This is a genomic window from Thermus caldilimi (assembly GCF_004684245.1).
Lineage (GTDB): Bacteria > Deinococcota > Deinococci > Deinococcales > Thermaceae > Thermus > Thermus caldilimi.
Genome location: NZ_CP038452.1, coordinates 1,475,339 through 1,500,139, shown reverse-complemented (window position 1 = coordinate 1,500,139; position 24,801 = coordinate 1,475,339). Strand labels below are relative to the sequence as shown.

The following is a 24,801-nucleotide window of genomic DNA, read 5'->3' as shown; positions in this document are numbered from 1 at the left end:
TGGTGCCCATAGACCTCAACAGCGATTTGTCAAGCCCCCCTGACGCAGACAACCCACGCCGCCCGTGCTAGACGGGACGCTAAGGCTGTGAGGGCAACTTTCTTCGGTTTGCCTCTACCTACCATCCTATCCACCCACTCCCTACGCTCAGCATCGAAGCGGTATGCAGATAGGGCCGCCATGTAGAAGGCAGACCGGAGGCGGGAAGGGCCTACCCTGGAGATAGCCGACTTCTCGGGGGCGTCCCCAGACTGGTAAATCCTAGGGGTCAGACCTGTAAAGGCCGTATATGCCCGAGCCGAAGGAAAACGGGTCATATCACCAGAATAGGCGATAATCCGCAAAGCGAGAACCTCACCGACACCGGGCAGTGTGGCTAGGGCGTGAAGCCAACGGGACACAACAGGGTCAGCCTCAGCAACCTCAAGGGCCTTCCGCATGACCTCCTCCCGGAGGCCCTGGAGGGTACGGGGAACGTATCCCAGGATGCCCGAAACACCGGGCAGAGCGTACTCCCAGGCATGAAGACGGTTAAGGGCACCCACCCGGTCAGCAGTTAGGGCCTCAGAAAAGCGAACCAGAAGGGAAAGCAGGACAAGCGAGTCTTCCAAGGGGGTGTAAAGGGGCAAGTCCACATGCCGCTCAGCAAGAAAGCGAGCGATGAGCCTAGCATCCGCCTTATCGGTCTTCGCCCTACGCAAGAGGGACCGGGCATAAGCTTTGACTGCCTGAGGGTTGAGGACGTAGACCCGGAAGCCCGCCCGATGGAGAGCGTAGGCCAAAGGGCGGTAGTACGTACTGGTGGCCTCTAGGCCAACGGAAGCACCGGGAGGGAGGGCCTCGAGAAGGGAAGGGATGCCCTCCGGGTTCCGAACCCGGAGGACTTCCCCAGAGGGAAGGGCAACATCGAGCCACCTTGCAGATACGTCAACGCCTACAAATGCGCTCATCGTGCATAAAACCAGGCTTATCGGCGGAAGGCCTCGCAGGAAAAAGCGCATACATATACGGGGCGGGCCTCCCCTATGGCACTCTTACACCCGACCACTAAGGGCCAACCTCAACAACGCCTATGGGGATGGGGCCAGTCTATGGGACGACCACAAGGGCCAGTATAGGCCACGGCCACTCAGCCCGCCCCGCAGACATTCTAGCGCCTTTGGCGGTAGACGCCACGGCGGGGGTCATAGGGGCAAAAGCCAAAAGTTTGGTAGCGGCACCGCATATAGCCCTTGCGGACATTCTCCGCATACCGAACGGGAATACCACACCTAGGACATCTCTGGCGACCACGCCAAACGCTTCCAATCCACAGACTCAAACTCGGAAGGTTGTCCCTCAAAAGAACACCCCCCACGACTAGAAGCATCGCCAAAAGAAACAGACCCACCGGGTCCATAACAAGAGCTTACCCACTCCTCCCACTTCTTGCGAAGGAGTTCGTGGGGCTTGAGGCCATGGCGGTAGGCATGGGCTAGTTCCTCCATGGTGAGATAGGGGGCACCATCCACGGCACGGGGCATATCCCTACGGCCACGGACCCGTGAAGCGTCCCAGGCTAGGCCCATGCGGTCGAAGATGGCCCGCTTCTTGGGGTCCAGTTCCCTTTGGAGCCGGACAATGGGGGGTTCGAAGATGGCGTAGGTGTCATAGCAAGCGGCCGCCAAGGGGTCCAGGATAACCACGGAGTTCCTAGCCACGCCCTCAAAGATGCCCTTGGCCTGTTTCTGCATCATGCCCAGGGACTCATCCATGATGGACGTGTAGCGGAGGACCTTGCGGCCCCGAGCCCAGGGGATGAGGAGAACACGGAGCCAGAACGGAGCAGGACGAGCCCAGTAGACGAAGGCCACCAGCTCACGGACGATAGCGTCCACAGACCCGTAGCGCTGGGTAGCTAGATAGACATCCACGCCCACCTTGCGGTGCTGGGACCAGAAGGCAATGACCTCCACCGGGATAAGGTCAAACTGTCTGGAGGGAAGCCACATGTGGGCCTCGTCAAAGAGGAGAACGCCATCATGGACGTTGAGGAGGTCCGAGTAGTCCCGTATCTCCCGGATGAGATCGGTCCTGAGGACGGCCTCCCGGTGAGGAAGCTTTTTGCGACGGCGGAGGTAGTGGTAGACGTTTTCCCGGATGAAACCGAAGTTAGCGTAAACGGGGCGAGGAGAGGGAGCAGAAAGGGCCTCAAGGCCCTTGAGGACGAGGGCGTAGCTTTTGCCGCTACCAGGGATGCCCACCTCAAAACTTGCACTTATCCACCCCCCGCATACCCATGCGCCAGGGGACCACTTGAAAAGGGCCGCCGGGTTCCCTTCGGATGAAGGGTGCCATGACCCAAACGGCCCATTCTCTACTCTGGACCCTCCTGGCCCTCCTGCCAACCCCCCACCTCCGCGAATCCCTCAAAGCGCTTCTTCTCCTCCTTCTCACCGGCCACGGCAAGGCCAGGCCCCAGCACAGCAAGACCAAGTCCCCTTCCGCCCTCTCCCGCTTCCTCAACCGCTATCCCTGGCCCACCCGCGCCCTCATCCGCCTGGCTCGCAAGAAGGCCCAGGAAACCCTCCACCGGGCCAGGCCCAGGCGGGGGCCCAAGCCCAGGCTCCTGGTGGTCCTGGACCTGGTCACCCTGGAGAAGCGGGGCCTCTTCCCCGCCTTGCCCCTCTCCTTTTTCCACGGCAAGTGGGGGCTCCACCTGGTGGTGCTCTATCTGGTGCTGGGAGAGCTGCGCATCCCCTGGGCCTACCGGGTGTGGCGGGGGAAGGGGGAGAAGGCCCTTTCCCTCCTTGCCCTGCGTCTTCTGGCCTCCCTGCCCCCCTGGATGCGCAAGTCCTTCCACCTTCGGGTGGTGGCCGATGCTGCCTTCGGCACCGCCCGGTTTCTTGTGGGGGTGCGGGGGTTGGGTCTGGAAGCGGTGGTGGGGATGCGGCGGGACCGAAAGACGCGGGAGGGGCTTCCCCTCTTTGGGCTCAGACGGCAGGGGAGTCGGGTGCATCTGCGGGGACTTCCCTTTCCCGTGTGGGTGAGCTGGTACCGCTATCCCTTACCCGGGGGAGGGTGGGAGTGGCGGTACGTGGTGGCCACCTTTCCTGCGGGGCCACGGACTGTGCTGGTGTGGGGGCGGCGGCGGTTTACCATTGAGCACTTCTTCCGCACGGTAAAGAGCGAGTTTTCCCTGGGGCGTTTTGGGCAGCGGACGGCCTTGGGGGTGCATCGGTTTCTGGTGCTGTCCTTCCTGGCTTACCTGCTGGCCCACTGGGTGAGGCTAGCTCCAGACGGGAGAGGTCTTTCTTGGCGGGAGGCTGGGTGGGCAGCGGCGCGCCTGCTGCTGCCGGAGGTGGTCTTGCGGGTCCTCATGGCCGAGCTGGGAGCTTTGGGTCTTTGGCCCCCGCCTGCGGGGGGAAGGGGGTGTTCATGCAGGGTATTCGGGAGGTGCAAGTTTTGAGCCACGAAAGCCTCAATCACTAGCGACCTCCCCGAATGAAGGTGATGATGCGCCAGACGGCCATAAGGCTGTAGAAGGAGAGCCAAAGGCTGAGAATAGAAACAGCCTCAGAGATAGGGAGTATCTGATTAGCCACGTTGAAAGCGGGGATGAGGACGTTATCAACAAAGACCCAATCACTAGGCATTTGGGGGAGGATACGGACCAGAAGGGTCAAGGCGAGTATGGGCAACTCCAGGACGTGGCCCAGAACCCAGAAGAAGGCGTTGAAGGTCCAGATGATGACGTCAACGGCAGCATTCCAGAGCCACGTGAGGGCGTAATCCAGGACACCCCAGATCCAGGCGGCCACCCGCTGGACGGTATCCACGAGCCACCCGCCCAGGCGGGCGAAGGTGGCGGCCAGCCACTGGAGGAGTTCTAGAAGGCCAGAGATCAGGGCACCCATACCTCACCTCCCCTTTCCCTGCTTTCCCCTTGCGCCCCCAAAGCCAGGGTATCCGGGGGCGGGGACCCCGCCGTCAAGGGTCCAGAGGACCCCTCCGGGCCGCCCCCTACCGCATATGCAAACCCCGTCCTCCTTCCGTCCGGTAAACGTGCGCGATGGGATGGGGGCGGCCCTCCGGGGCTTGCGCCCTTGACGGCACCCCGCCCCTGATAGGGAGCAACTAAGGGGCGCAAGGGGAAAAAGCGCAAGGGTTTTGTGAGGGGTTTCACTTCTGGACATCCAGGCCCCTCCGGATCAGGAGCAAAGCGGCGCTCATCCAGACCAGCACCCCCAGGATGGGGCGGAAAGCGGTGGCAGCTTGCCAGATAGAGGTAGAACATATGTCCATTTGGGCTTGATACGGACCTATGGGAACCGTAAAGGCGCAGGGGGCAGAGCCACCCTCAACACGGAAGCGGAAGGATGAAACAATGGCAAAGGGAAACCGCTGGGCCGCCGTTGTCCGCAACTCCTGAAGAGCTTCCTGCCAACGCTGGGTCACGTTCTCTTGGAAAGACTGCCATATCTCTTCTTTGAGCTCAGGCAAATTCTTTTTCTCCAGAGCCTCCCGCTGGGGCAACTCGACAGGGCGCAGATCACCGGGAGGAGGGCCGCCAGGCCATGTATCCGCATCCTGCTGAGGCTTATCGTCCGGGTTATAAGGGTCAGTGCCCTTGGCGATCTCCTCCACGTCCGGGACGCCGTCCCCATCCGTGTCCTGCAAGGGGGGATACCAGTGGGCTTGCTGTTGGGGTCCCGAGGATCCGTGCCCTGGGCGATCTCGTCCGCATCCGGCCAGCCATCCCCGTCGGTATCCGTGCGAGTGCCAGGGTTAGGGCGAGGTTGAGGATGGGACGCAGGATCATAGGGGTTGGTGCCTACGGATACCTCCTGCCAGGTGGGAAAGCCGTCCCCGTCAGGGTCAGCGTTAGGGTCAGGGTAGACCTGGGGGTTGTTGATCACGTCCGGCCAGGGTACTCCCCGGCGATTAGCCTCATACCACTCCACCCAGTCGGGCCAGCCATCCCCGTCCGTATCTATGTCGGGGCGAGTGAAAGGGTTATCTCAAAACTTGCACTTATCCACCCCCCGCATACCCATGCGCCAGGGGACCACTTGAAAAGGGCCGCCCGGTTCCCTTCGGATGAAGGGTGCCATGCACCAGACGGCCCAAGCTCTACTCTGGACCCTCCTGGCCCTCCTGCCAACCCCCCACCTCCGGGAGTCCCTCAAAGCGCTTCTTCTCCTCCTTCTCACCGGCCACGGCAAGGCCAGGCCCCAGCACAGCAAGACCAAGTCCCCTTCCGCCCTCTCCCGCTTCCTCAACCGCTATCCCTGGCCCACCCGCGCCCTCATCCGCCTGGCTCGCAAGAAGGCCCAGGAAACCCTCCACCGGGCCAGGCCCAGGCGGGGGCCCAAGCCCAGGCTCCTGGTGGTCCTGGACCTGGTCACCCTGGAGAAGCGGGGCCTCTTCCCCGCCTTGCCCCTCTCCTTTTTCCACGGCAAGTGGGGGCTCCACCTGGTGGTGCTCTATCTGGTGCTGGGAGAGCTGCGCATCCCCTGGGCCTACCGGGTGTGGCGGGGGAAGGGGGAGAAGGCCCTTTCCCTCCTTGCCCTGCGTCTTCTGGCCTCCCTGCCCCCCTGGATGCGCAAGTCCTTCCACCTTCGGGTGGTGGCCGATGCTGCCTTCGGCACCGCCCGGTTTCTTGTGGGGGTGCGGGGGTTGGGTCTGGAAGCGGTGGTGGGGATGCGGCGGGACCGAAAGACGCGGGAGGGGCTTCCCCTCTTTGGGCTCAGACGGCAGGGGAGCCGGGTGCACCTGCGGGGACTTCCCTTTCCCGTGTGGGTGAGCTGGTACCGCTATCCCTTACCCGGGGGAGGGTGGGAGTGGCGGTACGTGGTGGCCACCTTTCCCGCGGGGCCACGGACTGTGCTGGTGTGGGGGCGGCGGCGGTTTACCATTGAGCACTTCTTCCGCACGGTAAAGAGCGAGTTTTCCCTGGGGCGTTTTGGGCAGCGGACGGCCTTGGGGGTGCATCGGTTTCTGGTGTTGTCCTTCCTGGCTTACCTGCTGGCCCACTGGGTGAGGCTAGCTCCAGACGGGAGAGGTCTTTCTTGGCGGGAGGCTGGGCGGGAGGCGGCGCGCCTGCTTCTGCCGGAGGTGGTCTTGCGGGTCCTCATGGCCGAGCTGGGAGCTTTGGGTCTTTGGCCTCCGCCTGCGGGGGAAGGGGGTGTTCATGCAGGGTATTCGGGAGGTGCAAGTTTTGAGTTACGCAATTGCCCAGATGCCAGCTGCACAATCTCAGTACTGCTGGACGTACGCAGCACCATGGACACCGTCTGCCGCACGGGAGCATAGTCCACATCGATAACACCGCTAGAGTAGACAGGCCCCCCTGCCAGGAGCAGGAGAGCCACCAGCAGGAGGGCCTTCCTCATAGGGCTACCCCTTCAGGAACTTCTTGGCATAGCGCCAAGCCGCAGAGAGCCCAATGCTCAGAGCCAGCACGCCGACGCCAGCCGCAGCCACAAGGCCGATATAGTTGGTAACCTGGGAAGCGATTTGAGAAGGCTCGAACTCCACGCTACTCACCTCCTTTCTGGACCTCTACGGGGTTAGCACCCCGGTTGTCCCTAAAGCCGCTTGAGGAGATTACGGAGGAACGATGCCACCAGACCCGCACCGAACCCCCACCAAAACGCCTGAAAGACCGGAGTCCAGTCCACATTAGAAGCCTCCATAGAGCCTGCCCATGTAGCGGTAGGCCGCTAGCAGGGAGAAGGGCACCACCGTAAAGGCCAGGGTCCAGATGAACCAGGCAGACGGGTTCACCACTCACCCCCCACCAGAGCCCCACCAATGAGGCCGAGGCCAAAGGCAACGACCTGGAAGAAGGGCATGAGGGCCTGAAGGTCAAGCACTCTTTACCTCCCGAGCCTCCTTGAGGGCCAGGGTGCCGATGAGCTCAGCACCCACGACCACTTCCCGCACCTCATCCCGCCGGGTGCCATAACCCCGCACCGCACCCTTCCGAAGGCGCAGGCGGTAGACGGCGGGGAGGGTCTTGAAGGAAGCCTCCACGGATGGATCGGCCTCCAGGTAGACCGCTTCCAGGCCCCGCACGTTAGGCATCTGGGGGCTCATGGCAACCAGGACACGGGCATAGGCCACGCCGTCCTTCCGCACACCGGACGAAACACCAAGGACCAAGAGATCCACCGTGCTAACCGGAACGCCGTCAAACATCACACACCTCCGTATGCCATGCGCTCAGGCATGTAGCCAAAGCGAGCCTGCTTTGTTTCCACACCCTTGAAGTAGGACACCTTAGCCTCCTCAACGAACCGCTTGCGATCTTCAGCAGTACCAGCAAGGACACGGAAAAGAGCAATGAAGGGGTTGAGGAGGTTGACTTTACCCGCCTTACCAACCGCCGCTAGAGCAGTCAGATAGGCCCCAAGAGCCTGCTTGGCCAGCGAAAGGACATCCACCTGTGCTTGCCACTTCACTCTAACCGCCTTTCCCGTATCACCTCCCTCACGAAAAGCACCCTGGACCAACCGCCAAAGCGGATCCACAGGGGCATTTCCCAAAACGGAGTAGTTGAGGTAACTCAAAACTTGCACCTCCCGAATACCCTGCATGAACACCCCCTTCCCCCCGCAGGCGGGGGCCAAAGACCCAAAGCTCCCAGCTCGGCCATGAGGACCCGCAAGACCACCTCCGGCAGCAGCAGGCGCGCCGCTGCCCACCCAGCCTCCCGCCAAGAAAGACCTCTCCCGTCTGGAGCTAGCCTCACCCAGTGGGCCAGCAGGTAAGCCAGGAAGGACAGCACCAGAAACCGATGCACCCCCAAGGCCGTCCGCTGCCCAAAACGCCCCAGGGAAAACTCGCTCTTTACCGTGCGGAAGAAGTGCTCAATGGTAAACCGCCGCCGCCCCCACACCAGCACAGTCCGTGGCCCCGCAGGAAAGGTGGCCACCACGTACCGCCACTCCCACCCTCCCCCGGGTAAGGGATAGCGGTACCAGCTCACCCACACGGGAAAGGGAAGTCCCCGCAGATGCACCCGACTCCCCTGCCGTCTGAGCCCAAAGAGGGGAAGCCCCTCCCGCGTCTTTCGGTCCCGCCGCATCCCCACCACCGCTTCCAGACCCAACCCCCGCACCCCCACAAGAAACCGGGCGGTGCCGAAGGCAGCATCGGCCACCACCCGAAGGTGGAAGGACTTGCGCATCCAGGGGGGCAGGGAGGCCAGAAGACGCAGGGCAAGGAGGGAAAGGGCCTTCTCCCCCTTCCCCCGCCACACCCGGTAGGCCCAGGGGATGCGCAGCTCTCCCAGCACCAGATAGAGCACCACCAGGTGGAGCCCCCACTTGCCGTGGAAAAAGGAGAGGGGCAAGGCGGGGAAGAGGCCCCGCTTCTCCAGGGTGACCAGGTCCAGGACCACCAGGAGCCTGGGCTTGGGCCCCCGCCTGGGCCTGGCCCGGTGGAGGGTTTCCTGGGCCTTCTTGCGAGCCAGGCGGATGAGGGCGCGGGTGGGCCAGGGATAGCGGTTGAGGAAGCGGGAGAGGGCGGAAGGGGACTTGGTCTTGCTGTGCTGGGGCCTGGCCTTGCCGTGGCCGGTGAGAAGGAGGAGAAGAAGCGCTTTGAGGGATTCGCGGAGGTGGGGGGTTGGCAGGAGGGCCAGGAGGGTCCAGAGTAGAGAATGGGCCGTTTGGGTCATGGCACCCTTCATCCGAAGGGAACCCGGCGGCCCTTTTCAAGTGGTCCCCTGGCGCATGGGTATGCGGGGGGTGGATAAGTGCAAGTTTTGAGGTAAGTGGCTTTATCACGCAACACAAGCCACGACTCAGTGAGATACGCCCAAATCGCCGGGATAGACGGACCAAACACGTCCCAATCCCGCACATCCACCCCATCCCCAGGCACCACCATTTCGGCCAACACCTCCGGGGTTAGCTGGAACTCCACCCGTACGACCTCCCCCTGAAGGGCACCGTGAACCTCCTCATACGCCTTGAGGAGCAAGCGGGAAGCGGGTTTGGTCTTGGCCTCAAGGGTCTTGGAATAGACCCGAGCCAGCAGGGGGCCACGCCCGAAGGTGAAGCCCGACCAGGTATGACCCCGAAGATGAACGGACATGGTAGCAGGGGCCTCACCGAGGGACGCAGGAACTTGAATAGCGGGGGGCGTGTTACTCATGGGCCCCCCACTGGGGGCGGCCCCGCCTTCGGCGGGGACCTGCCCCTCAGCGAGCCACATGGACCGGGACCGAGCCCGGCTAGTGAACCGAGCTATGTCCTCCACATGGAAGGCGCCATGGGGCACCTCGATATCCACGAAGAGATCCACACGGGACACCTGGATCCTCGAAGGCCGAGTACCCACCAGGTTTGTGGCGGCTTCCATGACCCAATCCACCACACGCCGGACATCCCTACCCGCCTGCATCATGTAGGTACCCGTGATCTCCACCACCACCGCAGGGAACGAAGCCCGGCGGGTAGTGTCCCGGACCGCCGAGAGGCGGACGAACAGGAGGTTAGCGAAGCTCAACTGCCAAGCGTAATGACGAGTAGGCTGGACCAAAGCCGCTTCATAAAGGGGAAGGTCTCCAGAGATGATATCCACGGAACCATCCAAACGAGGAAGGGGGAAATAGGCATCGACGCCCCACAAAATGGCCGCACCAGGGTTCTGACGATACAAGTCCTTGAGATTATCAAGGGCGGCCTCCAGACCTTCCGGCAACTGATAGCGTCCCTCGTCCCAATACAGGTTCACCCGGAAGGTGTCCACTCCGTAGCCAAGAACCCTAGGCGTCATATCTAAACGTGTAAGTATAGGCCTAAGGAGGGGGCGATTGTCCCAAGTGCTCTACGTGCCCAGGAGGCTTCTGGAGGAAACCCGCACCCACCTCCAAAAGGAGGCGCCTAGGGAAGGGGTGGGGCTTTGGGCGGGGAGGCGGGAGGTGGAAAGGGTGATTCCCCTGCCCAACGCCCACCCAGAGCCTCTGGTGGGGTATCTGGCCGAGCCCTTGGCCCTGCTTCGGGCCCTAAAGGAGATGGAAGGGGAGGGTCTGACCCTCTTGGCCATCTACCACTCCCATCCCAGGGGGCCTGCCTTCCCCAGCCCCACCGATATCCGCGAGGCCCGCTGGCGGGTGCCCTACGTCATCTTCGGCACCGATGGGGTCAGGGCTTTCCTTCTACCGGAAGGGCGGGAGGTGGAGATCCATGTGGGTGGAGATTGAAGCGGCTGCCTATAGATCTCCTGAGGGATTTCCCCCGGGAGCAGGTTGTTCTTTGGCTCCTTTGAGTTTTGCGGCCTTTTTAGGTTGAAATAACTTTTTAACGAGCTTTGCGGCCATAGCTGCTCGTTCCCCTTCTAGGGCTTCTCGCTTGATGACCTCGGTGGTAAGTAGATCCTTAATTTCATCGATTTCTAGCTTTAACTCGGGGTTAAGTTGACGAAAGAGCTTGCGAAGTGTATTAAGCACAGGGGGTGTTTGTAGGAGAGCAGCCAAGACAAAACGATTTGAGAGCTGTTGTTGCACGTAATACTGTTCAAGAAGACCTTTGAGCGAAGCTTCTTTGGTAAGGAGAAAAAGATCTTGCATCACTTTTACCGTAGCCCCTTTGCGGTTGTTTAAGTTAAACAAATCTATATCCAGAACGAGTTCCTGCCCAATGGGTTTGGCAAATACAATGCGGTAAACGCGCCAGATGCGGCCATTCGTCAGTATGACCCAATCCACTCCCTGATTGGCTCCGTAGTCTGCAGCTTGCTTTAAGTGAGCGTCCTTCAATTCTGAACCAATCGCCTTGACCTCAACAAGGTACTTAACAGCCCCTTTTTGAAGGATGGCCAAGTCGCAATAGGTTCCGCGAATGGCAAGCTCAGAAGTGATTTCGCTCCACTTATCATAGCCAAAAACATCACCTCAAAACTTGCACCTCCCGAATACCCTGCATGAACACCCCCTTCCCCCCGCAGGCGGAGGCCAAAGACCCAAAGCTCCCAGCTCGGCCATGAGGACCCGCAAGACCACCTCCGGCAGAAGCAGGCGCGCCGCCTCCCGCCCAGCCTCCCGCCAAGAAAGACCTCTCCCGTCTGGAGCTAGCCTCACCCAGTGGGCCAGCAGGTAAGCCAGGAAGGACAGCACCAGAAACCGATGCACCCCCAAGGCCGTCCGCTGCCCAAAACGCCCCAGGGAAAACTCGCTCTTTACCGTGCGGAAGAAGTGCTCAATGGTAAACCGCCGCCGCCCCCACACCAGCACAGTCCGTGGCCCCGCAGGAAAGGTGGCCACCACGTACCGCCACTCCCACCCTCCCCCGGGTAAGGGATAGCGGTACCAGCTCACCCACACGGGAAAGGGAAGTCCCCGCAGATGCACCCGACTCCCCTGCCGTCTGAGCCCAAAGAGGGGAAGCCCCTCCCGCGTCTTTCGGTCCCGCCGCATCCCCACCACCGCTTCCAGACCCAACCCCCGCACCCCCACAAGAAACCGGGCGGTGCCGAAGGCAGCATCGGCCACCACCCGAAGGTGGAAGGACTTGCGCATCCAGGGGGGCAGGGAGGCCAGAAGACGCAGGGCAAGGAGGGAAAGGGCCTTCTCCCCCTTCCCCCGCCACACCCGGTAGGCCCAGGGGATGCGCAGCTCTCCCAGCACCAGATAGAGCACCACCAGGTGGAGCCCCCACTTGCCGTGGAAAAAGGAGAGGGGCAAGGCGGGGAAGAGGCCCCGCTTCTCCAGGGTGACCAGGTCCAGGACCACCAGGAGCCTGGGCTTGGGCCCCCGCCTGGGCCTGGCCCGGTGGAGGGTTTCCTGGGCCTTCTTGCGAGCCAGGCGGATGAGGGCGCGGGTGGGCCAGGGATAGCGGTTGAGGAAGCGGGAGAGGGCGGAAGGGGACTTGGTCTTGCTGTGCTGGGGCCTGGCCTTGCCGTGGCCGGTGAGAAGGAGGAGAAGAAGCGCTTTGAGGGATTCGCGGAGGTGGGGGTTGGCAGGAGGGCCAGGAGGGTCCAGAGTAGAGAATGGGCCGTTTGGGTCATGGCACCCTTCATCCGAAGGGAACCCGGCGGCCCTTTTCAAGTGGTCCCCTGGCGCATGGGTATGCGGGGGGTGGATAAGTGCAAGTTTTGAGTCACTTAACATGTCTGCAACAATCCGCACTGTGTCGGCTTCGTTAACGTCTCTTGCGTAGGCTGCATCTAGGATAGGAAGAAAACGCCTAAGCCCAGTTATGACGCGGTCAATCACTTTTTTAGGAAAAGCCATGAGTTCCTCCTTTAGGCTATGTTAGCATAGCTTAACAAACGAAAAGGGAACGTTGGAGCTAGCCCCCGTAGAACCAGCCCGTGTCCCACATGACGAGGGGCTTGGCCTCCTGCCTCACCCCGGCCTCCACCACCTCGGCCACCACCACGCTGTGGTCCCCGCCCTCGTGGAGGTGGCGCACCTCGGCCTCGAGCCAGTAGGGAAGCTCGGTGAGGAGGGGAAGGCCAAAGGTGGGGGAGGGTTCAAAGGGATGGCCGTTCAGGGTGCTTCCCTCCCGCTGGGTGGGTTTGAAGAAGTCCTGGGCGATGCCCTTCTGGCCTTCCGCCAGGGTCATGAGGGCCAGCTTGCCCGTGCGCTGGATAAGCTCATGCAGGCGGCTATCCCGCTTAACCCCCAGGGCGATGAGGGGAGGGGTGAAGGAGGCCTGGGTCACCCAGTTCACCGTGCCCGCGGCGTAGTCCTCGCCGTCTTTTGCGGTGAGGACGTAAAGGCCATAGGTGAAGCTCCGCAGGACTTTTTTCTTAGCCTCGAGGTCCATACCGGTTTTCATTTTAGCCCTGGGCCAGGAGGGTCTGGATGAGGGCCTCATGGATGTGGCCGTTGGTGGCCACGATGTAGCGGTGCCCCAGGCGGTAGGGCCTTCCTTCCAGGTCGGTGACCTTCCCCCCTGCCTCCTCCACGATGAGCCAGCCTGCGGCCACATCCCAGGGGTTCAGTTTCACCTCCCAAAAGCCCTCCAACCTCCCGGCAGCCACATAAACCAGGTCCAAGGCCGCCGCCCCCGGCCGGCGCACCAGGAGTCCCTTGGACAGGGCCCGGTGAAAGTAGGTGAGGTTTTCCGGGTCCTTGGCCACATCGTAGGGAAACCCCGTGGCAAGGAGGCTTCCCAAGAGCTCCTTCCGCCTTGTAACCTGGATGGGCCGGCCGTTTAGGAAGGCGCCTTCCCCCCGAACCGCGTAAAAGGCCTCGTCCCGGCTGGTGTCCAGCACCACCCCCACCTGGATCTTCCCCTCCACCTCGAGGGCGATGGAAACCCCATAGAAGGGAAAGCCGTGGGCGTAATTCACGGTGCCGTCCAAGGGGTCCACGATGAAGCGAAGGGCCTTGCTCCCCTCGCTTCCCCCCTCTTCCCCCAAGAAGCCCGCCTCGGGGAAGCGGGAGAGGAGAAGTTCCTTGATGGCTTCCTCCGACTCCCGGTCCGCCTGGGTCACCAGGTCGGTGGGACCGGACTTGGTGCCGTGGGTGAAGCCCTTAGCCTGGTAGTAGGTGTGGATGCCCTTGGCCAAATGGGCGGCTTCCAGCATGGCCTCGAGGTAGGGGAAGTAGGGGTGCTTCCTGCCAATCACCTCCCCATCATACGCCGGGATTCCACGCCCTTCCCTTAGCGAAAAGGGCTTTTAGCTTGGCCTCGTCCTTTATCCCCGGGGCCCTTTCCACCCCGCTGGCCAGGTCGATGGCGTAGGGCCTCAGGGCCAGAACCTCCTCCAGGTTTTCGGGGGTTATCCCGCCGGCCAGGATGATGCGCTTTCCCGTTTGTAAAAGGGGCCTGGCCCAGTCCCTGGGGTAGGTTTGGCCGCTTCCCGGAGACTTGCCATCCAGCAGAAGGGCGCCTGCGGGGTACTGGGCCCAACCGGGATCCGCAGGGCCGGTTAGGGGAAAGGCCTTGATGACAGGAAAGTGCCTGCCGATGGCCTCCGCCCACTCCGGGGGCTCGGCCCCGTGGAGTTGGACCACTTGGAGCCTGGCCCGTTCCGCAACCCTCAGCACCTCCTCGGGGCCTTGGTCTTGGAAGACCCCTACCCGAACCACAAAGGGGCCCAAAGCCTCCGAGATGGCCCGGGCCACCTCGAGGTCCACCCGCCTCCTGGAGCCCGGAGCGAAGACGAATCCTACGGCCAAGGCTCCTAGGGCTTCCGCCAAAAGGGCGTCCTCCAGCCGGGTGATGCCGCAGATCTTGATGCGGATCAAGGCAGAACCCCCCTTACCTTCAGGGAAACCTGGGAGAAGGCTCGTTCCCCAACTCCTGGAGGCCGGGCACTGGGAGCCGAATGGGATCCTGTACCCTCACCAGGGCTTGGTCGGCCAGGGTTGGGTGGAAGAGGGCATTGAAACTTTTCCCCACGCCCGCATGCTGGCTTTCTATAGGGCTCATCTCCGCCACGGTACTCTCTATGAGCTCCGCCCGCTCGTCCTCCGGAATCACGCCAGCTTCCAGGAGGTGGTGGCACTCCTCGCGGGTGAAGCGCCGGGGCTGGACCATGCCCTTAGTTTAAGGGCCCCACCAGCCGCCCTGGTGGGGCCTGGACACCCTTACCTGAGGTCTAACCGCACTTGGAGTAGCCACAGACCTGGCACTTGTAGCATCCCTCCTCCCGCACCAGGGCTACCTCCCCGCAGGAGGGGCACTTGGTGGCTCCCGCCAGGACCAGGCCGCTTTGGGGCCCCCTTACCCCAAGGGAACCGCCAGAGAGGGCGGGTACCTCGGTCAACCCGTCAAGGTGGCCTCCACGGGGCTGACCCGGGACTGCCTTAGGGGCAGCGGTGGCCTCCCCCTTTAGGACCTCGGGGATGGTTTCCAGGGCCACGGCGATCAGGTCCGCTTTGCTGGAAACCAGCCTGCCCTGGTAGGTGCCGTAAAGACCGCCATTGATGCCCCTTAGGGTCCTCACGATGGCCTCCGGGGGCACTCCGTACTGGAGGGCGATGGAGACCACCCGGCCGAGGGCCTCGGAGTCAGCGTTGGCCTCGTCTCCTGCCTTGCCCGAGGTGAGGATGACCTCTATGGGCTTTCCCTCCAGCATGTTCACCGTGACCAGAAAGCTCCTTTTGCCTCCATCGGGGGAGAGGAGCTTGACCATGTCGGTAAAGCCCATGAGTCTGCCCGGGCGCTCGTACATGGGGGTACCCGGTTGAGGCGCTGGCGAGGGGGCCTCAGGGGCAGGATGGGAAACCAAAGGAGCTTCTTCCTTCTCCTCCTTCTTCTCCTCTTTCCTCACCGTGAGCACCTGGAACTCCCGGGAGCCATCCCGGTAGACGGTGATGCCCTTGCACCCTGTGCGGTAAGCCTCTAGATAAGCGGCTTCCACCTCCTCCACGGTGGCATGGTTGGGCAGGTTGATGGTCTTGGAGAGGGAGTTTCCGGCATACCCTTCGGCGTCGAAGGCCCTCTGCACGGCTCCCTGCATCCGCACGTGGTCCAGGGGATGAATGTCGTGGGCGCACTCGAAGACCCGGCGGATCGCCTCGGGGACGAAGGGAAGTTTCTTGACCGAGCCGTGCCCGTCCTCCTGGATGGCGGCGATGATCTTCTCCCAGTCCCACTTGCCCTCCTTCGCGTAATCGGGATGGGGCGGGTAGGCCTCCATCAGCTCCACGAAGAGGGGGTGCAGAAGGGGCTTGTACTCCCCGCCGATCCTGCGCCAGACGAAGGGGCTGAAGACGGGCTCGATGCCGCTAGAAACCCCCATGAGCATGGAGGTGGTGCCGGTGGGGGCCACGGTGAGGACGGCCACGTTGCGCCTTGACCTCACCCCCAGGCCCTGGAAGTAGTCCCGGTGTTCCTCGTAGAGGGGGAAGGGGCCCCGCTCCTCGGCCAGGGCCTCCGAGGCCCTTATGGCCTCCTCCCGCAGGGCGGACATGATCTCGTAGACCTTTTCCCTGGCCTTCTCGGAGGAGTAGGGAAGCCCCATCTTGATGAGGGCGTCCGCCAGGCCCATGACCCCGAGGCCGAGCCTCCTGAGCTTCTTGGCTGCCTCCTCGTTGTCGGGGAGGGCAAACTTGTTCACGTCAAGGACGTTGTCCAGGAAGCGGATGGCCGTGTGGACATCCTTGCGGAACTCCGCCATCTGGAACTCCCCGTCCTTCACGTAGGCGGCCAGGTTCAGGGCTCCGAGGTCGCAAGGCTCGCCCACGGTGAGGGGGATCTCCCCGCAGTTGTGGCAGACGAGCCCACCCGCCACCAGGCTGTGGGTGACCGGCTCGGTGAGGTCGTACACGGGCGCCACACTCGCAGCCTCCACCGAGGCCACCGTGGCCACAAAGGGCTTGCGGTAGCTTCCCCTAGGGCGTTCCCGCAAGAAGGCCCGAAGCTTCGCCTGCTTTTCCGGCTGGAGAAAGCCCACCACCTCGGCGAAGCGGTCGCGGCTTTGCGCTCCCAGGATGAGCTCGTACTGCTCGGCCACGGGGTAGGTCTTGTGGCCTCCCCGGCCATCGGGGAGGAGCTTTTCTCCTGCCGCCCGCCGCCGGTGGATTTTCCCGTAGATGCCCAGGTTGAGGAGGAGAAGCTGGACGTCTTGCAGAAGCCCCAGACTGGAGGAGGCCAAGCGTATGGTGGCGTCCTGTTTGCTGGGGTTGACCTGGACCGAGCCATCGGCGCTGAAGAGGCCCCGCAAGAACCCCACCACCGCCTCCCGGGGCGCCCGGAAGAGGCTTTCGGGAACCCGCTTCTCCGTGGCCTTGGCGGGCTTCACCCCCAGGGCTTGGAAGAACTCGGCGGGAATCCGGTTGAAGTGGAGGTGGTAGGTGTTGGAGGGGGTTTCTTGGAGGGTACCTCCTCCGAACCAGTCCCGGAGCAGGGTGGGAAGCCAGGACACCTCCTCGTAGTCCTTTCGCGAGAAGTAGAACCCCACCCCATCCTCCCGCAGGTACCCATCGCCCAGAAGCCAGCCCAGGGCCGCGCCCAGCTCCGGGCTCCAACGGGTGGGCAGGCGGGCGTACTGGCCCTTCACATCCTCCCGGCCCCGCCCACTCCGGCTTCCCGCGGCGGCCACCCGTTCCCGGGCCACCGCCAGGGCGGGGGCAGGGAGGAGGTCTTCCTTGGGGAAAAGTCCCTCCCCGCTTTGCACCAGGACGCGATCCCCCGGCTTCAGCGCCCCCGCTTCCCGGTAGCCTTCTGGGGTGAGGACCAGGTGGTCGGGGGTGAGGGTGAGCTCGAGGCCCTCCCGGGTCCTGAGGCGCACCACGGGCTTCGTTCCGGTGAAGAAGGCTTTGGCCGCCCGGCGCACGGCGGTGCCCGTCTGCGGCAAGGGCTGGCCCATCCCCCCAAAGGGGGCGCGGTTGTCGGTGACCAGGAAAAAGCTCCCCTTCTCAGCCAGCTCGGCGATGGGCACCAGGCCGTACTCGGTGGGGATGCGGGTGGAACCTACGAAGCAGGGGTTGGTGGAGCGGATCTGGTAGCGTTCGCCCAAACCCTTGAGGGCAGAAAGCCCGTTGATCCGGTCCACGAAGATGAGCCCCGGCTCCCCCGTGGCCCAGGCGTGCCAGGCGATCTCGTGCCAGAGCCAGCGGGCGGGAACTTTGCCCCCGAAAAGGGGAATGGGTTTGGCCCCATCCTCCCGCTCCGGCAGGGCAGGGATCTGGCCCGTGTAGGGGCCTCCTAAGGGATAGGGGTAGTATTTCCCCGGCACCTCAATGGGGGTCACGGGCCAGAGGGTGTCCTCCTCGAGGGCCTTCATGAAGGCTTCGGTGACCAGGACGGAGATGTTGAAGGTGGAGATATCCCCCTCGGCCTTCTCCCGGTCCAGGTCCTTGGCGGTGAGGAAGTCCAGGAGGTCGGGGTGCTCTATGGAAAGGGTAGCCATTCCCGCCCCGCGGCGGGTCCCGCCCTGCCTCACCACCCGGAGCACCGGGGCGTACACATACCGTAAGGTGGCCACGGGACCCGCTTCCTCCCCTCCCAGGGCGGCCCACTCCAGGAAGTTGTCAAAGATCTCCATGAGGAAGCTCACCGGGCCGGAGCTGGTACCCCCGGAGCCCCGGATGGGGGCTCCCTCGGGCCGAAGGAGGGAGAAGTCCACGTGGGGCTCGAGGCCCTTCAGGGCCAAGGCGGCTGCCTCCTTGGCGGCTTCCACAATGCCCCCCATGTCGTCGGGTACCTGGATGGCTCCGGGAGGGGGTTCCTGGACCACCAGGACCCCGTAGCGTTCCGCCAGGGCCCTAAGCTCGGGGGAAACCTCCCCGTAGACCGCCCGCAGGAAGTTCTTCAGGGCGATCTCCTCCTTTTCCCCTTCCGGGTTGGTGGGGGGGCGCATAAGGCCCCGGATGAAATCGGCCCCATCGGGGTGGCGGGCGGAGAGATAGGCCACGCCCCGCACTGCCTGGCGCTGACGGTTCCCCTTGGAGCGGTAAGGGTCCAGGTTGACCCCATTCCCCCCACCCACCTTGGTGACCAGGGCCAGCTTTTTGGCCACCTCCATGATTCCATCAAAGCTTTCCGGGGGGTACTGGGTGGCTCCCTGCACGAAGCAGTTCAGGAGGTTGCCGTGAGGGGTACCGGCCCCGGCCAGGATGCGCCCGCCGGGGGAGAAGCGCTTGGAGGCCATGAGGTCATAGAACTTTTCCTCCCAGTAGGCCCGGTCCTCGGGTTTTTCCACCTTGGCGATTTCCCGGGCCACCCGGCGGAACATGCCGAGGATATCCCCGTCCCCTTCCTGGAAATACTGGCGCCTGGCGATGGCTTGCGCGTGATCGTCAAAGAAATACCGTTCCATAAATCCTCCGGACCCCCTCGGGGTGTTTACCCCACATCTTGGGGCAGACGCCTGGAATACTACAACCTTTGGGGTTTTCCCGGCAAGTGGGGGGGGTCACACTCTGCCCCTGGTTGTTGACTAAGCCCCCTCAGCCTACCAAAATGGGAGGGATGCGTGCGGCTTTCCGCACCCTCGGGTGCAAGGTGAACCAGGTGGAAACCGAGGCCCTGCTGGGTTTCCTCAAGGCCCTGGAGCCGGAGGTGGTTCCCCTCGAGGCGGGAGCCGACCTGGTGGTCATCAACACCTGCGCCGTGACCACCACCGCCGAGGCCGATGCCCGCAAGGAGATCCGCCGGGCCAGGCGGGCTAACCCAGGGGCCTTCATCGTGGTCACGGGGTGCTACGCCGAGCTTTCCCCAGAGGAGGTGCAGGAGCTGGGTGCCGACGCCGTGGTGCCCAACTCCCGCAAGGCGGAGCTTCCCAAGGTGATCCTGGAGCACTTTGGCCTTCCCGCAGACCCCATCACCACCCCTCCCAACGAGTTCTGGGGGGCGGGGGAGAGGGGGCTTCTCAATAGCCGGGTCCGGGCTTTTTTGAAGGTGCAGGATGGTTGCCAGGTGGGCTGCGCCTACTGCATCATCCCCCGGCTAAGGGGCAAAGAACGGCATCGGGATTACCGCGATGCTTTGGCGGAGGCGGAGGCCCTTCTAAGGATGGGTATAAAGGAGATCGTGCTCACCGGGGTGCGGCTTGGGAGCTACCGGGGCCACCCCAGGGGCCTTGCGGGGTTGGTGGAGGACCTCTACCATCTGGGGGCCAAGGTGCGGCTTTCCTCCATCGAGCCTGAGGACACGGGGGAGGACCTCCTTCGGGTCATCGCCCGGTATGCCCCTGAGGTGCGGCCTCACCTCCACCTTTCCCTGCAGACGGGTTCGGACCGCCTCCTAAGGCTCATGGGACGCCGCTACGACAAGGCCTATTACCGCAACCTGGTGCAGAGGGCCTACGAGCTCATCCCCGGCTTCGCCCTCACCACGGATGTCATCGCCGGGCTCCCCACGGAAACCGAGGAGGAGCACCAGGAAACCCTGGCCTTCCTGGAGGAGCTTAGGCCCACCCGGGTTCACGCCTTCACCTATACCCCCCGCCCCAAGACCCGGGCGGCCTCTATGCCCCAGGTGCCGCCGGAGGTGCGCAAGCGGCGCACCAAGGAGGTTATCGCCCTGGCTCAGCGTCTGGCGGAGGAGCGCATCAGGCCCAAGCTGGGAAGCCAGGTGGAGGTTTTGGTGGAGAGGATCCAGGGAGGCCTTGCCCTCGGCCACACCCCCGACTACTACGAGGCCCGTCTTTCCGGTTCCGCTCGGCCGGGGGATACGGTTTTGGCGCGGGTGGAGGGGGCCGAGGGATACACCCTTTTGGGCCGGGTGGAAAGGGTGCAGCAGGAGGCTCCGCTTCCCCTGGAACTCCCCATAAGGTAGACTCTTTCCCATGGAGTGCGTGTTCTGCCGCATCATCGTTGGGGAGCTTCCTTCCCGGAAAGTCTACGAAGACGAGGGTTTTGTGGCCTTCCACGACATAAGGCCCAAGGCCCCGGTGCACGTGCTGGTGGTCCCCAAGGAGCACGTGGAGAAGCTCTCCGACTACCCGGACACCGAGGAGGGGGAGCGGAAGCTCGGAGCTCTCTTCCGCACCGCAAACCGGGTGGCCCGGGTCCTTGGCCTCGAGGGGTATAAGGTCCAGGTGCACGTGGGGGAGAAGGGGGGGCAGGAGGTCTTCCACGTGCATGTGCACATCATGGGAAGTCCTTCTTGAGGACGAAGCGGTCCAGCACCTGGCCGCTAGGGGCCAGGGCGTAGCCCACCAGGGTTTCCCCTTCCGCCTCCAGGAAAAGGGCGTGGTGGGCCACCGCCAGGGTCTGAGTGTAAGGGGAAGGAGGCTTGGTGGGGTAGAGGCCTGCCCCGCCCCCGCCCACCACCAGGTGGGTGGTGAAGCCCACCTGAAGGCGCTCGTAATGGTGGTCGTGCCCGGCCAGGACCAAGGGTATCCGGTATTGCCGCAAGAGGGGTTCCAGAAGGTTCCTGAGGCTCGGGCTTCCCCCGTGCAACCCCGAGGAATAAAGGGGACGGTGGAGGATCACCACCCGCCAGGGGGCCTGGGTGTGGCTCAGGGCCTGGGCCAGCCAGCCCCGCTGGGCCTTTAGGTCTCCCTCCGTGTAGAGGATGAAGAACTCCATTGCCCCTAGGCGCACTTGGTAATAGGGTTTTTCCAGCTGGAAACGCTTGAGCTGGCCCTCGAGGTTCGGGGCATCGTGGTTGCCGAAGGCGGGGTAAAGGGGCGTGGGAGGGAGTTCCCTTAGGAAACGCTCCACCACCAGCCCCCGGGGGTAGAAGTTGTCCCCCGCGGTGAAGAGGGCGGCCAAGGGCTTGCGGACGTGCTCGGTCCGTAGCAGGCTGGCCACCTGGGCCCGGCCCGGTGTGTCCTGGCCCCAATCCCCTATCACCGCCACCCGCTGGCCAAAGGCCAGTCCGAGGGAAAGAAGGAGGAAAAGGAGCCTACGCACTAGGCCTCAGCGGCTCCGTGGGGCTTTAGGCTGGCTTCCTCCACCCCCGCTTTTTCCACCACCTCCTCGGCCACCAGGATGGGGGCCCCGGCCCTAAGGGCCAAGGCCATGGCATCGGAGGGCCTTGCGTCCACCTCCAGTTCGATGCCCCGGTGTTCCAGGATGAGTCGGGCATAGAAGGTGCCGTCCCGCAGGTCGATGATTTCCACACGCAGGAGTTTTCCCTGAAGCATTTCCATCACGGAGAGGAGGAGATCGGGGGTTAGGGGGCGCGGTGGTTTTTCACCTTGCAAGGCCACCACGATGTGGTGGGCCTCGAGGGGACCGATGACGATGGGGAGAAGCTTGTCGTTCTCCGTCCTGAGCAGGACCACCACGCTCCCGTTCTGGGGGTCCACGCCCAGGGTCTCGATCTTGGCGTTCAGCATACCTTGAGTATAGACTAGCGGCGTGAGGACTTACCCTGTGGAGATCGCTGGGGTTCGGCGCGAGCTTCCCATCGTCCAGGTGGGGCCGGATGTGGCCGTGGCCCTTTTAAACCTTCTGGGGGACACCGAGCTCACCGAGGCCGCCGCCGAGGAGCTGGCCAAGCGCTTACCCCCCGAGGTGGAAACCTTGGTCACCCCTGAGGTCAAGGCGGTGCCCTTGGCCCATGCCCTTTCCCGGATTACGAAGAAGCCCTATGTGGTGGCTCGGAAGACGGAGAAGCCCTACATGATCAACCCCGTGAGCCGTCAGGTGCTCTCCATCACCACGGGCAAGCCCCAGCTTCTGGTGTTGGATGGGGCGGACATTCCCCTTATCCGGGGGCACAAGGTGGCCATTGTGGACGATGTGGTGTCCACGGGTTCTACCCTTTCTGGCCTCCGGGAGCTTATTGAGAGCGTGGGGGGGCAGGTGGTGGCGGTGCTGGCGGTCTTCACCGAGGGCACCCCTCGCCAGGATGTCATCGCCCTAGGCCACCTGCCCCTCTTTAAGCCGGAATAGGAGGTTTTATGGAAACCTATCCCATCACCATCGGCGGCGTTACCCGCCACGTGCCCCTCATCGAGCCCTTGCCCGGGCGGCGCATCCCCCTGGTGGAGTTTTTGGGGGATCCCGAGCTGGTGCGGGCGGCGGCCCAGGCCCTAAAGCCCTTGGTGCCCGCGGGCACCGAGGTACTCTTCACCACGGAAACGAGCCCGATCCCCCTTACCCATGTCCTTGCAGAGGAGATGGGCCTACCCTACGTGGTGGCGAGAAGGCGACGCCGCCCCTACATGGAGGATCCCATCATCCAGGAGGTGCAGACCCTAACCCTGGGGGTGGGGGAGGTGCTCTGGCTGGACCGGCGGTTCGCCGAAAAGCTTCTTAACCAGAAGGTGACCCTGATATCCGATGTGGTTTCCAGCGGGGAAACCATGAAGGCTATGGAGCGGATGGTGCTCCGGGCAGGGGGACGGGTGGTGGGACGGATCGCCGCCTTCCGCCAGGGTACACCCGCGTTAGATGTGCTGACAGTGGCTGAGCTTCCCGTGCTGTGACGAGCTCTTCATGGATGTGTTTATTGTGTATATCTTGAAGAGTCCGGAATTGTAGCGAGATATACCGAGGCTTTGAGCCCCAGGCTCGAGGCTGCCTCTACGTTCTCCGGGTCGTCGTCCAGGTAGAGGGTTTCCTCCGGGGCCAAGTCCATGGCCTCGAGGGCCATTTGGAAGGCCCTGGGGTCAGGCTTGGCCACTCCCAGGGCGCAGGAAGCGAAGAAGCCATCCACGTAGGCATCCAGGCCGTGGTAGGCCAGGCTTTCCTGTAGGCTTGGCAAGGTGTTGGAGAGCACGCCCACCTTAAGGCCCTGTTCTTTGAGGCTCCGAAGGAAGGCTTCCGCCCCAGGGGCTTTGCGCATGAAGTGGTAGTAGCGCCAGGAGCGGAGCTCCTTGGATAAGGAGGTTTTCCCGGGGCCAGAAAGCCCAAGCTCCTGGGCCACCTTTTGGGCCAGGGTGTTCCAAAAGGTGGCTTCCTCCTCGTGGGTGCGCACCTGAAGGGTGCGGACCGTCTCGTTGATTTCCCGCACCGCCCGGGCCAGGACGGCCAGGGTCTTTTCCAGGCCAGCTCCATGGATGGAAAGCTCCAGGGCCTTCTTGTAAAGGGCTTCCTCGTCCATGAAGAGCAGAACCCCGTCCCGGTCCAAAAGGGCTCCCCGCATGGGCCTAAGTGTAGCATCCACAGGCCTGACCCATGGGTCATTTGACCGGATGCACCCCTTCCTCGGTGGCCAGGAAACTTACCGGCACGTCCCAGGGGTCCCGGGGAAGCCGGGGAAACAGAAGGGCCTTGGGGATGACTCCAAGCTTCTCGGCCTGGACCGTGGCCAGGAAACGGTCATAATACCCCTTGCCGTGCCCCAGGCGGTAGCCCTCCTGGTCAAAGGCCAACCCGGGGACCACCACCAGATCCAGAGCCTGGGGGTCCACCGCCGGGGTGGTGGGTTCCAGGAGGCCGAAGGGTCCGGGGGCCAGGGGGCCTAAGGGGTGAACCGTAAGTTCCATGTCCGCTACCTTAGGCAGGTAGTAGCGGGCAGGGTAAAGCCGGGAGAGGGAAAGGAGGTCCAGCTCGTGGGGCAGGGGATGGTAAAGGAGGAGGGCCCGGAAACCCCTGGCCTTAAGCCAGGACACCAGGACTTCTACCACCTGCTCGGAAAGGCGCTTTCGGTCCAGGGTTCGCCAGAGGCGAAGGCAGTGCCGGCGCAAGGCGGGCTTATCCACGGGGGGAGGGTACCACTCCACCCCCTTGACACTCAAGGTAGCTGAGTGTCAGAATGGCCGGACAGGAGGGTAGGTATGCCGGTCTACGTCTACAAGGGTCTGGAGACGGGCAACTACTACGAGTTTGAACAGGGCTTCCACGACGAGCCTCTCAAGGCGCACCCGGAAACCGGTGAGCCCTTGAAGCGGGTCATCACCCCTCCCGCCGTCATCTTCAAGGGCTCGGGCTGGCATGCGAAGGACTACGCCAAGAAGGACTCCGGCTCCAAGCCGGAAGGTGGGGAGTCCAGGGACAAGGAGTGAAGCCTTGAGGTCCCACCCCGGACCTGGCCTGGGGTTTTTGCTTCAGATCGTTGGGGATTAGTACTGCGCCCGGTCCCCCGGGGAGAGGTTTAAAAGCCCCTTTCGTACCTCCAGCACCCCCCGGTAGGCGAGGCCAGGGGCGTAGGTTTCCCCGGGTTGGAGCTCGGTTACCTTGAGCACCCTGCCTTCGGCGTCCAGAAAAGCCAGCACCACGGGGAAGCGGTAGCCCTGGGTGCTGAAGGGGGCGTCGGTGGCCTCGGGGAATAGGTAAAGGAGGGCCTCGAGCTCCTCCTTCCGCACCCCAAGGCCCCGGCTCCAGGCCTCCGGGGTGCGGGCTAAACGGGCCTGGAGCACCCTTTGGCCATGGGCTGTTTCCACCACCACCTTTTGGGGTGGAGGGGGGGTTTGCAGCCTCCTGGCGGCGAGCAGGTAACCCATGAAGGAGAAGACGGAAAGGGCGATCAGCAGGGCAAAGGCCACCAGGGGGAAGAAGGGGTTCCGTTCCAC

Annotated in this window: 27 protein-coding genes and 3 pseudogenes; 9 read left to right on the top strand and 21 right to left on the bottom strand. The window is 63.4% G+C overall.

The annotated features are described in order from the left end of the window. Nucleotides 1-29 precede the first annotated feature (29 nt). Both EBI04_RS07755 and EBI04_RS07750 read right to left on the bottom strand, forming a co-directional pair. Nucleotides 30-1,001, bottom strand: a complete 972-nt coding sequence (locus EBI04_RS07755) for an IS110 family RNA-guided transposase (RefSeq protein WP_240695263.1) — start codon at nucleotides 999-1,001, stop codon at nucleotides 30-32. Nucleotides 1,002-1,271: 270 nt separating this feature from the next. Next, a complete protein-coding gene (locus tag EBI04_RS07750; protein WP_135256978.1) occupies nucleotides 1,272-2,243 on the bottom strand; it encodes a zonular occludens toxin domain-containing protein in 972 nt (323 codons plus the stop codon). 80 nt (nucleotides 2,244-2,323) lie between these two features. On the opposite strand from EBI04_RS07750, the gene EBI04_RS07745 reads away from it, so the two are divergent. Next, nucleotides 2,324-3,448, top strand: a complete 1,125-nt coding sequence (locus tag EBI04_RS07745; RefSeq protein ID WP_444545749.1) for a transposase — start codon at nucleotides 2,324-2,326, stop codon at nucleotides 3,446-3,448. Nucleotides 3,449-3,467: 19 nt separating this feature from the next. On the opposite strand, the gene EBI04_RS07740 is transcribed toward EBI04_RS07745, so the two are convergent. From EBI04_RS07740 to EBI04_RS13990, 3 genes and pseudogenes are all read right to left on the bottom strand, one after another. Then, nucleotides 3,468-3,896: a hypothetical protein gene (locus EBI04_RS07740; protein ID WP_135256207.1), complete on the bottom strand. Its 429-nt coding sequence runs from the start codon at nucleotides 3,894-3,896 to the stop codon at nucleotides 3,468-3,470. Nucleotides 3,897-4,161: 265 nt separating this feature from the next. After that, nucleotides 4,162-4,626: a hypothetical protein gene (locus tag EBI04_RS07735; protein ID WP_135256205.1), complete on the bottom strand. Its 465-nt coding sequence runs from the start codon at nucleotides 4,624-4,626 to the stop codon at nucleotides 4,162-4,164. Between the two features lie 89 nt (nucleotides 4,627-4,715). Beyond that, nucleotides 4,716-4,898, bottom strand: a pseudogene (locus EBI04_RS13990) (hypothetical protein); the annotation flags it as partial. Between the two features lie 181 nt (nucleotides 4,899-5,079). Here EBI04_RS13990 and EBI04_RS07730 point away from each other — a divergent pair. Next, nucleotides 5,080-6,203 (top strand): annotated as a pseudogene (locus EBI04_RS07730) (transposase). 175 nt (nucleotides 6,204-6,378) lie between these two features. Here EBI04_RS07730 and EBI04_RS13230 read toward each other — a convergent pair. The 4 genes from EBI04_RS13230 to EBI04_RS07715 all read right to left on the bottom strand — a co-directional run bounded on the left by EBI04_RS13230 (nucleotide 6,379) and on the right by EBI04_RS07715 (nucleotide 8,674). Further along, complete coding sequence (locus tag EBI04_RS13230) at nucleotides 6,379-6,519, bottom strand: hypothetical protein (protein WP_167481872.1); 141 nt, start codon at nucleotides 6,517-6,519, stop codon at nucleotides 6,379-6,381. A gap of 330 nt (nucleotides 6,520-6,849) precedes the next feature. Continuing rightward, nucleotides 6,850-7,182: a hypothetical protein gene (locus tag EBI04_RS07725; RefSeq protein WP_135256203.1), complete on the bottom strand. Its 333-nt coding sequence runs from the start codon at nucleotides 7,180-7,182 to the stop codon at nucleotides 6,850-6,852. Then, the gene (locus EBI04_RS07720) at nucleotides 7,182-7,553 is read right to left on the bottom strand and encodes a hypothetical protein (RefSeq protein ID WP_135256977.1); all 372 of its coding nucleotides are present in this window, start codon (nucleotides 7,551-7,553) and stop codon (nucleotides 7,182-7,184) included. Before EBI04_RS07720 ends, EBI04_RS07725 begins: the two co-directional genes overlap by 1 nt. Further along, complete coding sequence (locus EBI04_RS07715; protein WP_444545749.1) at nucleotides 7,550-8,674, bottom strand: transposase; 1,125 nt, start codon at nucleotides 8,672-8,674, stop codon at nucleotides 7,550-7,552. Before EBI04_RS07715 ends, EBI04_RS07720 begins: the two co-directional genes overlap by 4 nt. A 572-nt stretch (nucleotides 8,675-9,246) precedes the next feature. Between EBI04_RS07715 and EBI04_RS07710 the strand changes: the two genes are divergently transcribed. Next, nucleotides 9,247-9,771, top strand: coding sequence for a hypothetical protein (locus EBI04_RS07710; RefSeq protein ID WP_135256976.1), 525 nt, complete (start codon nucleotides 9,247-9,249; stop codon nucleotides 9,769-9,771). Between the two features lie 31 nt (nucleotides 9,772-9,802). Continuing rightward, nucleotides 9,803-10,192: a M67 family metallopeptidase gene (locus tag EBI04_RS07705; RefSeq protein ID WP_135256975.1), complete on the top strand. Its 390-nt coding sequence runs from the start codon at nucleotides 9,803-9,805 to the stop codon at nucleotides 10,190-10,192. A gap of 9 nt (nucleotides 10,193-10,201) precedes the next feature. Here EBI04_RS07705 and EBI04_RS07700 read toward each other — a convergent pair whose 3' ends face one another. The 7 genes and pseudogenes from EBI04_RS07700 to EBI04_RS07670 all read right to left on the bottom strand — a co-directional run bounded on the left by EBI04_RS07700 (nucleotide 10,202) and on the right by EBI04_RS07670 (nucleotide 18,708). After that, nucleotides 10,202-10,810, bottom strand: coding sequence for a type I restriction enzyme HsdR N-terminal domain-containing protein (locus tag EBI04_RS07700; RefSeq protein ID WP_167481919.1), 609 nt, complete (start codon nucleotides 10,808-10,810; stop codon nucleotides 10,202-10,204). Nucleotides 10,811-10,882: 72 nt separating this feature from the next. Continuing rightward, nucleotides 10,883-11,994 (bottom strand): annotated as a pseudogene (locus EBI04_RS07695) (transposase). Nucleotides 11,995-12,278: 284 nt separating this feature from the next. Continuing rightward, nucleotides 12,279-12,758 (bottom strand): flavin reductase family protein, encoded by a 480-nt coding sequence (locus EBI04_RS07690; protein ID WP_135256973.1) that lies wholly within the window; start codon nucleotides 12,756-12,758, stop codon nucleotides 12,279-12,281. A gap of 13 nt (nucleotides 12,759-12,771) precedes the next feature. Continuing rightward, a complete protein-coding gene (locus tag EBI04_RS07685) occupies nucleotides 12,772-13,566 on the bottom strand; it encodes an inositol monophosphatase family protein (RefSeq protein WP_135256972.1) in 795 nt (264 codons plus the stop codon). A gap of 7 nt (nucleotides 13,567-13,573) precedes the next feature. Further along, entirely contained in the window at nucleotides 13,574-14,185 is a 612-nt protein-coding gene (locus EBI04_RS07680; protein WP_135257913.1) for a phosphoribosylanthranilate isomerase, read from the bottom strand. 22 nt (nucleotides 14,186-14,207) lie between these two features. Beyond that, nucleotides 14,208-14,480 carry a hypothetical protein gene (locus EBI04_RS07675; RefSeq protein ID WP_135256971.1) on the bottom strand — a complete coding sequence of 91 codons (273 nt, stop codon included), beginning with the start codon at nucleotides 14,478-14,480 and terminating at the stop codon, nucleotides 14,208-14,210. A gap of 61 nt (nucleotides 14,481-14,541) precedes the next feature. Then, nucleotides 14,542-18,708 (bottom strand): ribonucleotide reductase barrel domain-containing protein, encoded by a 4,167-nt coding sequence (locus EBI04_RS07670; RefSeq protein ID WP_135256970.1) that lies wholly within the window; start codon nucleotides 18,706-18,708, stop codon nucleotides 14,542-14,544. A gap of 152 nt (nucleotides 18,709-18,860) precedes the next feature. Between EBI04_RS07670 and EBI04_RS07665 the strand changes: the two genes are divergently transcribed. Together EBI04_RS07665 and EBI04_RS07660 are read left to right on the top strand one after the other, a co-directional pair. Further along, nucleotides 18,861-20,168 carry a MiaB/RimO family radical SAM methylthiotransferase gene (locus tag EBI04_RS07665; RefSeq protein ID WP_135256969.1) on the top strand — a complete coding sequence of 436 codons (1,308 nt, stop codon included), beginning with the start codon at nucleotides 18,861-18,863 and terminating at the stop codon, nucleotides 20,166-20,168. A gap of 10 nt (nucleotides 20,169-20,178) precedes the next feature. Then, complete coding sequence (locus EBI04_RS07660) at nucleotides 20,179-20,502, top strand: histidine triad nucleotide-binding protein (RefSeq protein WP_135256968.1); 324 nt, start codon at nucleotides 20,179-20,181, stop codon at nucleotides 20,500-20,502. Here EBI04_RS07660 and EBI04_RS07655 read toward each other — a convergent pair. Next, on the bottom strand, nucleotides 20,483-21,250 hold the full coding sequence (locus tag EBI04_RS07655; protein WP_135256967.1) for a metallophosphoesterase: 768 nt from the start codon (nucleotides 21,248-21,250) through the stop codon (nucleotides 20,483-20,485). The two genes, EBI04_RS07660 and EBI04_RS07655, sit on opposite strands and share 20 nt — an antisense overlap. Next, the gene (locus EBI04_RS07650) at nucleotides 21,250-21,678 is read right to left on the bottom strand and encodes a bifunctional nuclease family protein (protein WP_015718016.1); all 429 of its coding nucleotides are present in this window, start codon (nucleotides 21,676-21,678) and stop codon (nucleotides 21,250-21,252) included. The genes EBI04_RS07655 and EBI04_RS07650 overlap by 1 nt, the downstream gene beginning before the upstream one ends. Nucleotides 21,679-21,700: 22 nt before the next feature. On the opposite strand from EBI04_RS07650, the gene EBI04_RS07645 reads away from it, so the two are divergent. Together EBI04_RS07645 and EBI04_RS07640 are read left to right on the top strand one after the other, a co-directional pair. Further along, nucleotides 21,701-22,237, top strand: a complete 537-nt coding sequence (locus tag EBI04_RS07645) for a phosphoribosyltransferase family protein (RefSeq protein ID WP_135256966.1) — start codon at nucleotides 21,701-21,703, stop codon at nucleotides 22,235-22,237. 8 nt (nucleotides 22,238-22,245) lie between these two features. Next, nucleotides 22,246-22,773, top strand: coding sequence for a type I phosphoribosyltransferase (locus EBI04_RS07640; protein ID WP_135256965.1), 528 nt, complete (start codon nucleotides 22,246-22,248; stop codon nucleotides 22,771-22,773). A gap of 20 nt (nucleotides 22,774-22,793) precedes the next feature. On the opposite strand, the gene EBI04_RS07635 is transcribed toward EBI04_RS07640, so the two are convergent. Both EBI04_RS07635 and EBI04_RS07630 read right to left on the bottom strand, forming a co-directional pair. Further along, nucleotides 22,794-23,432 (bottom strand): HAD family hydrolase, encoded by a 639-nt coding sequence (locus EBI04_RS07635; protein ID WP_135256964.1) that lies wholly within the window; start codon nucleotides 23,430-23,432, stop codon nucleotides 22,794-22,796. A gap of 37 nt (nucleotides 23,433-23,469) precedes the next feature. Continuing rightward, the gene (locus EBI04_RS07630; RefSeq protein WP_240695262.1) at nucleotides 23,470-23,991 is read right to left on the bottom strand and encodes a 5-formyltetrahydrofolate cyclo-ligase; all 522 of its coding nucleotides are present in this window, start codon (nucleotides 23,989-23,991) and stop codon (nucleotides 23,470-23,472) included. Between the two features lie 75 nt (nucleotides 23,992-24,066). Here EBI04_RS07630 and EBI04_RS07625 point away from each other — a divergent pair, with 75 nt between their 5' ends. Next, on the top strand, nucleotides 24,067-24,294 hold the full coding sequence (locus tag EBI04_RS07625) for an FmdB family zinc ribbon protein (RefSeq protein ID WP_135256962.1): 228 nt from the start codon (nucleotides 24,067-24,069) through the stop codon (nucleotides 24,292-24,294). Nucleotides 24,295-24,351: 57 nt separating this feature from the next. Here the strand turns inward: EBI04_RS07625 and EBI04_RS07620 are convergent, their stop codons facing one another. After that, entirely contained in the window at nucleotides 24,352-24,801 is a 450-nt protein-coding gene (locus EBI04_RS07620; protein ID WP_135256961.1) for a DUF192 domain-containing protein, read from the bottom strand.

What these genes read in the sequence shown, in the direction of transcription:
- EBI04_RS07690 (WP_135256973.1), bottom strand. Translation starts at nt 12,758, where the DNA reads ATGGACCTCGAGGCTAAGAAAAAAGTCCTGCGGAGCTTCACCTATGGC.
- EBI04_RS07665 (WP_135256969.1), top strand. Translation starts at nt 18,861, where the DNA reads ATGCGTGCGGCTTTCCGCACCCTCGGGTGCAAGGTGAACCAGGTGGAA.
- EBI04_RS07660 (WP_135256968.1), top strand. Translation starts at nt 20,179, where the DNA reads ATGGAGTGCGTGTTCTGCCGCATCATCGTTGGGGAGCTTCCTTCCCGG.
- EBI04_RS07635 (WP_135256964.1), bottom strand. Translation starts at nt 23,432, where the DNA reads ATGCGGGGAGCCCTTTTGGACCGGGACGGGGTTCTGCTCTTCATGGAC.
- EBI04_RS07755 (WP_240695263.1), bottom strand. Translation starts at nt 1,001, where the DNA reads ATGCGCTTTTTCCTGCGAGGCCTTCCGCCGATAAGCCTGGTTTTATGC.
- EBI04_RS07715 (WP_444545749.1), bottom strand. Translation starts at nt 8,674, where the DNA reads ATGAAGGGTGCCATGACCCAAACGGCCCATTCTCTACTCTGGACCCTC.
- EBI04_RS07625 (WP_135256962.1), top strand. Translation starts at nt 24,067, where the DNA reads ATGCCGGTCTACGTCTACAAGGGTCTGGAGACGGGCAACTACTACGAG.
- EBI04_RS07740 (WP_135256207.1), bottom strand. Translation starts at nt 3,896, where the DNA reads ATGGGTGCCCTGATCTCTGGCCTTCTAGAACTCCTCCAGTGGCTGGCC.
- EBI04_RS07725 (WP_135256203.1), bottom strand. Translation starts at nt 7,182, where the DNA reads ATGTTTGACGGCGTTCCGGTTAGCACGGTGGATCTCTTGGTCCTTGGT.
- EBI04_RS07675 (WP_135256971.1), bottom strand. Translation starts at nt 14,480, where the DNA reads ATGGTCCAGCCCCGGCGCTTCACCCGCGAGGAGTGCCACCACCTCCTG.
- EBI04_RS07640 (WP_135256965.1), top strand. Translation starts at nt 22,246, where the DNA reads ATGGAAACCTATCCCATCACCATCGGCGGCGTTACCCGCCACGTGCCC.
- EBI04_RS07670 (WP_135256970.1), bottom strand. Translation starts at nt 18,708, where the DNA reads ATGGAACGGTATTTCTTTGACGATCACGCGCAAGCCATCGCCAGGCGC.
- EBI04_RS07745 (WP_444545749.1), top strand. Translation starts at nt 2,324, where the DNA reads ATGAAGGGTGCCATGACCCAAACGGCCCATTCTCTACTCTGGACCCTC.
- EBI04_RS07650 (WP_015718016.1), bottom strand. Translation starts at nt 21,678, where the DNA reads ATGCTGAACGCCAAGATCGAGACCCTGGGCGTGGACCCCCAGAACGGG.
- EBI04_RS07710 (WP_135256976.1), top strand. Translation starts at nt 9,247, where the DNA reads ATGGAAGGCGCCATGGGGCACCTCGATATCCACGAAGAGATCCACACG.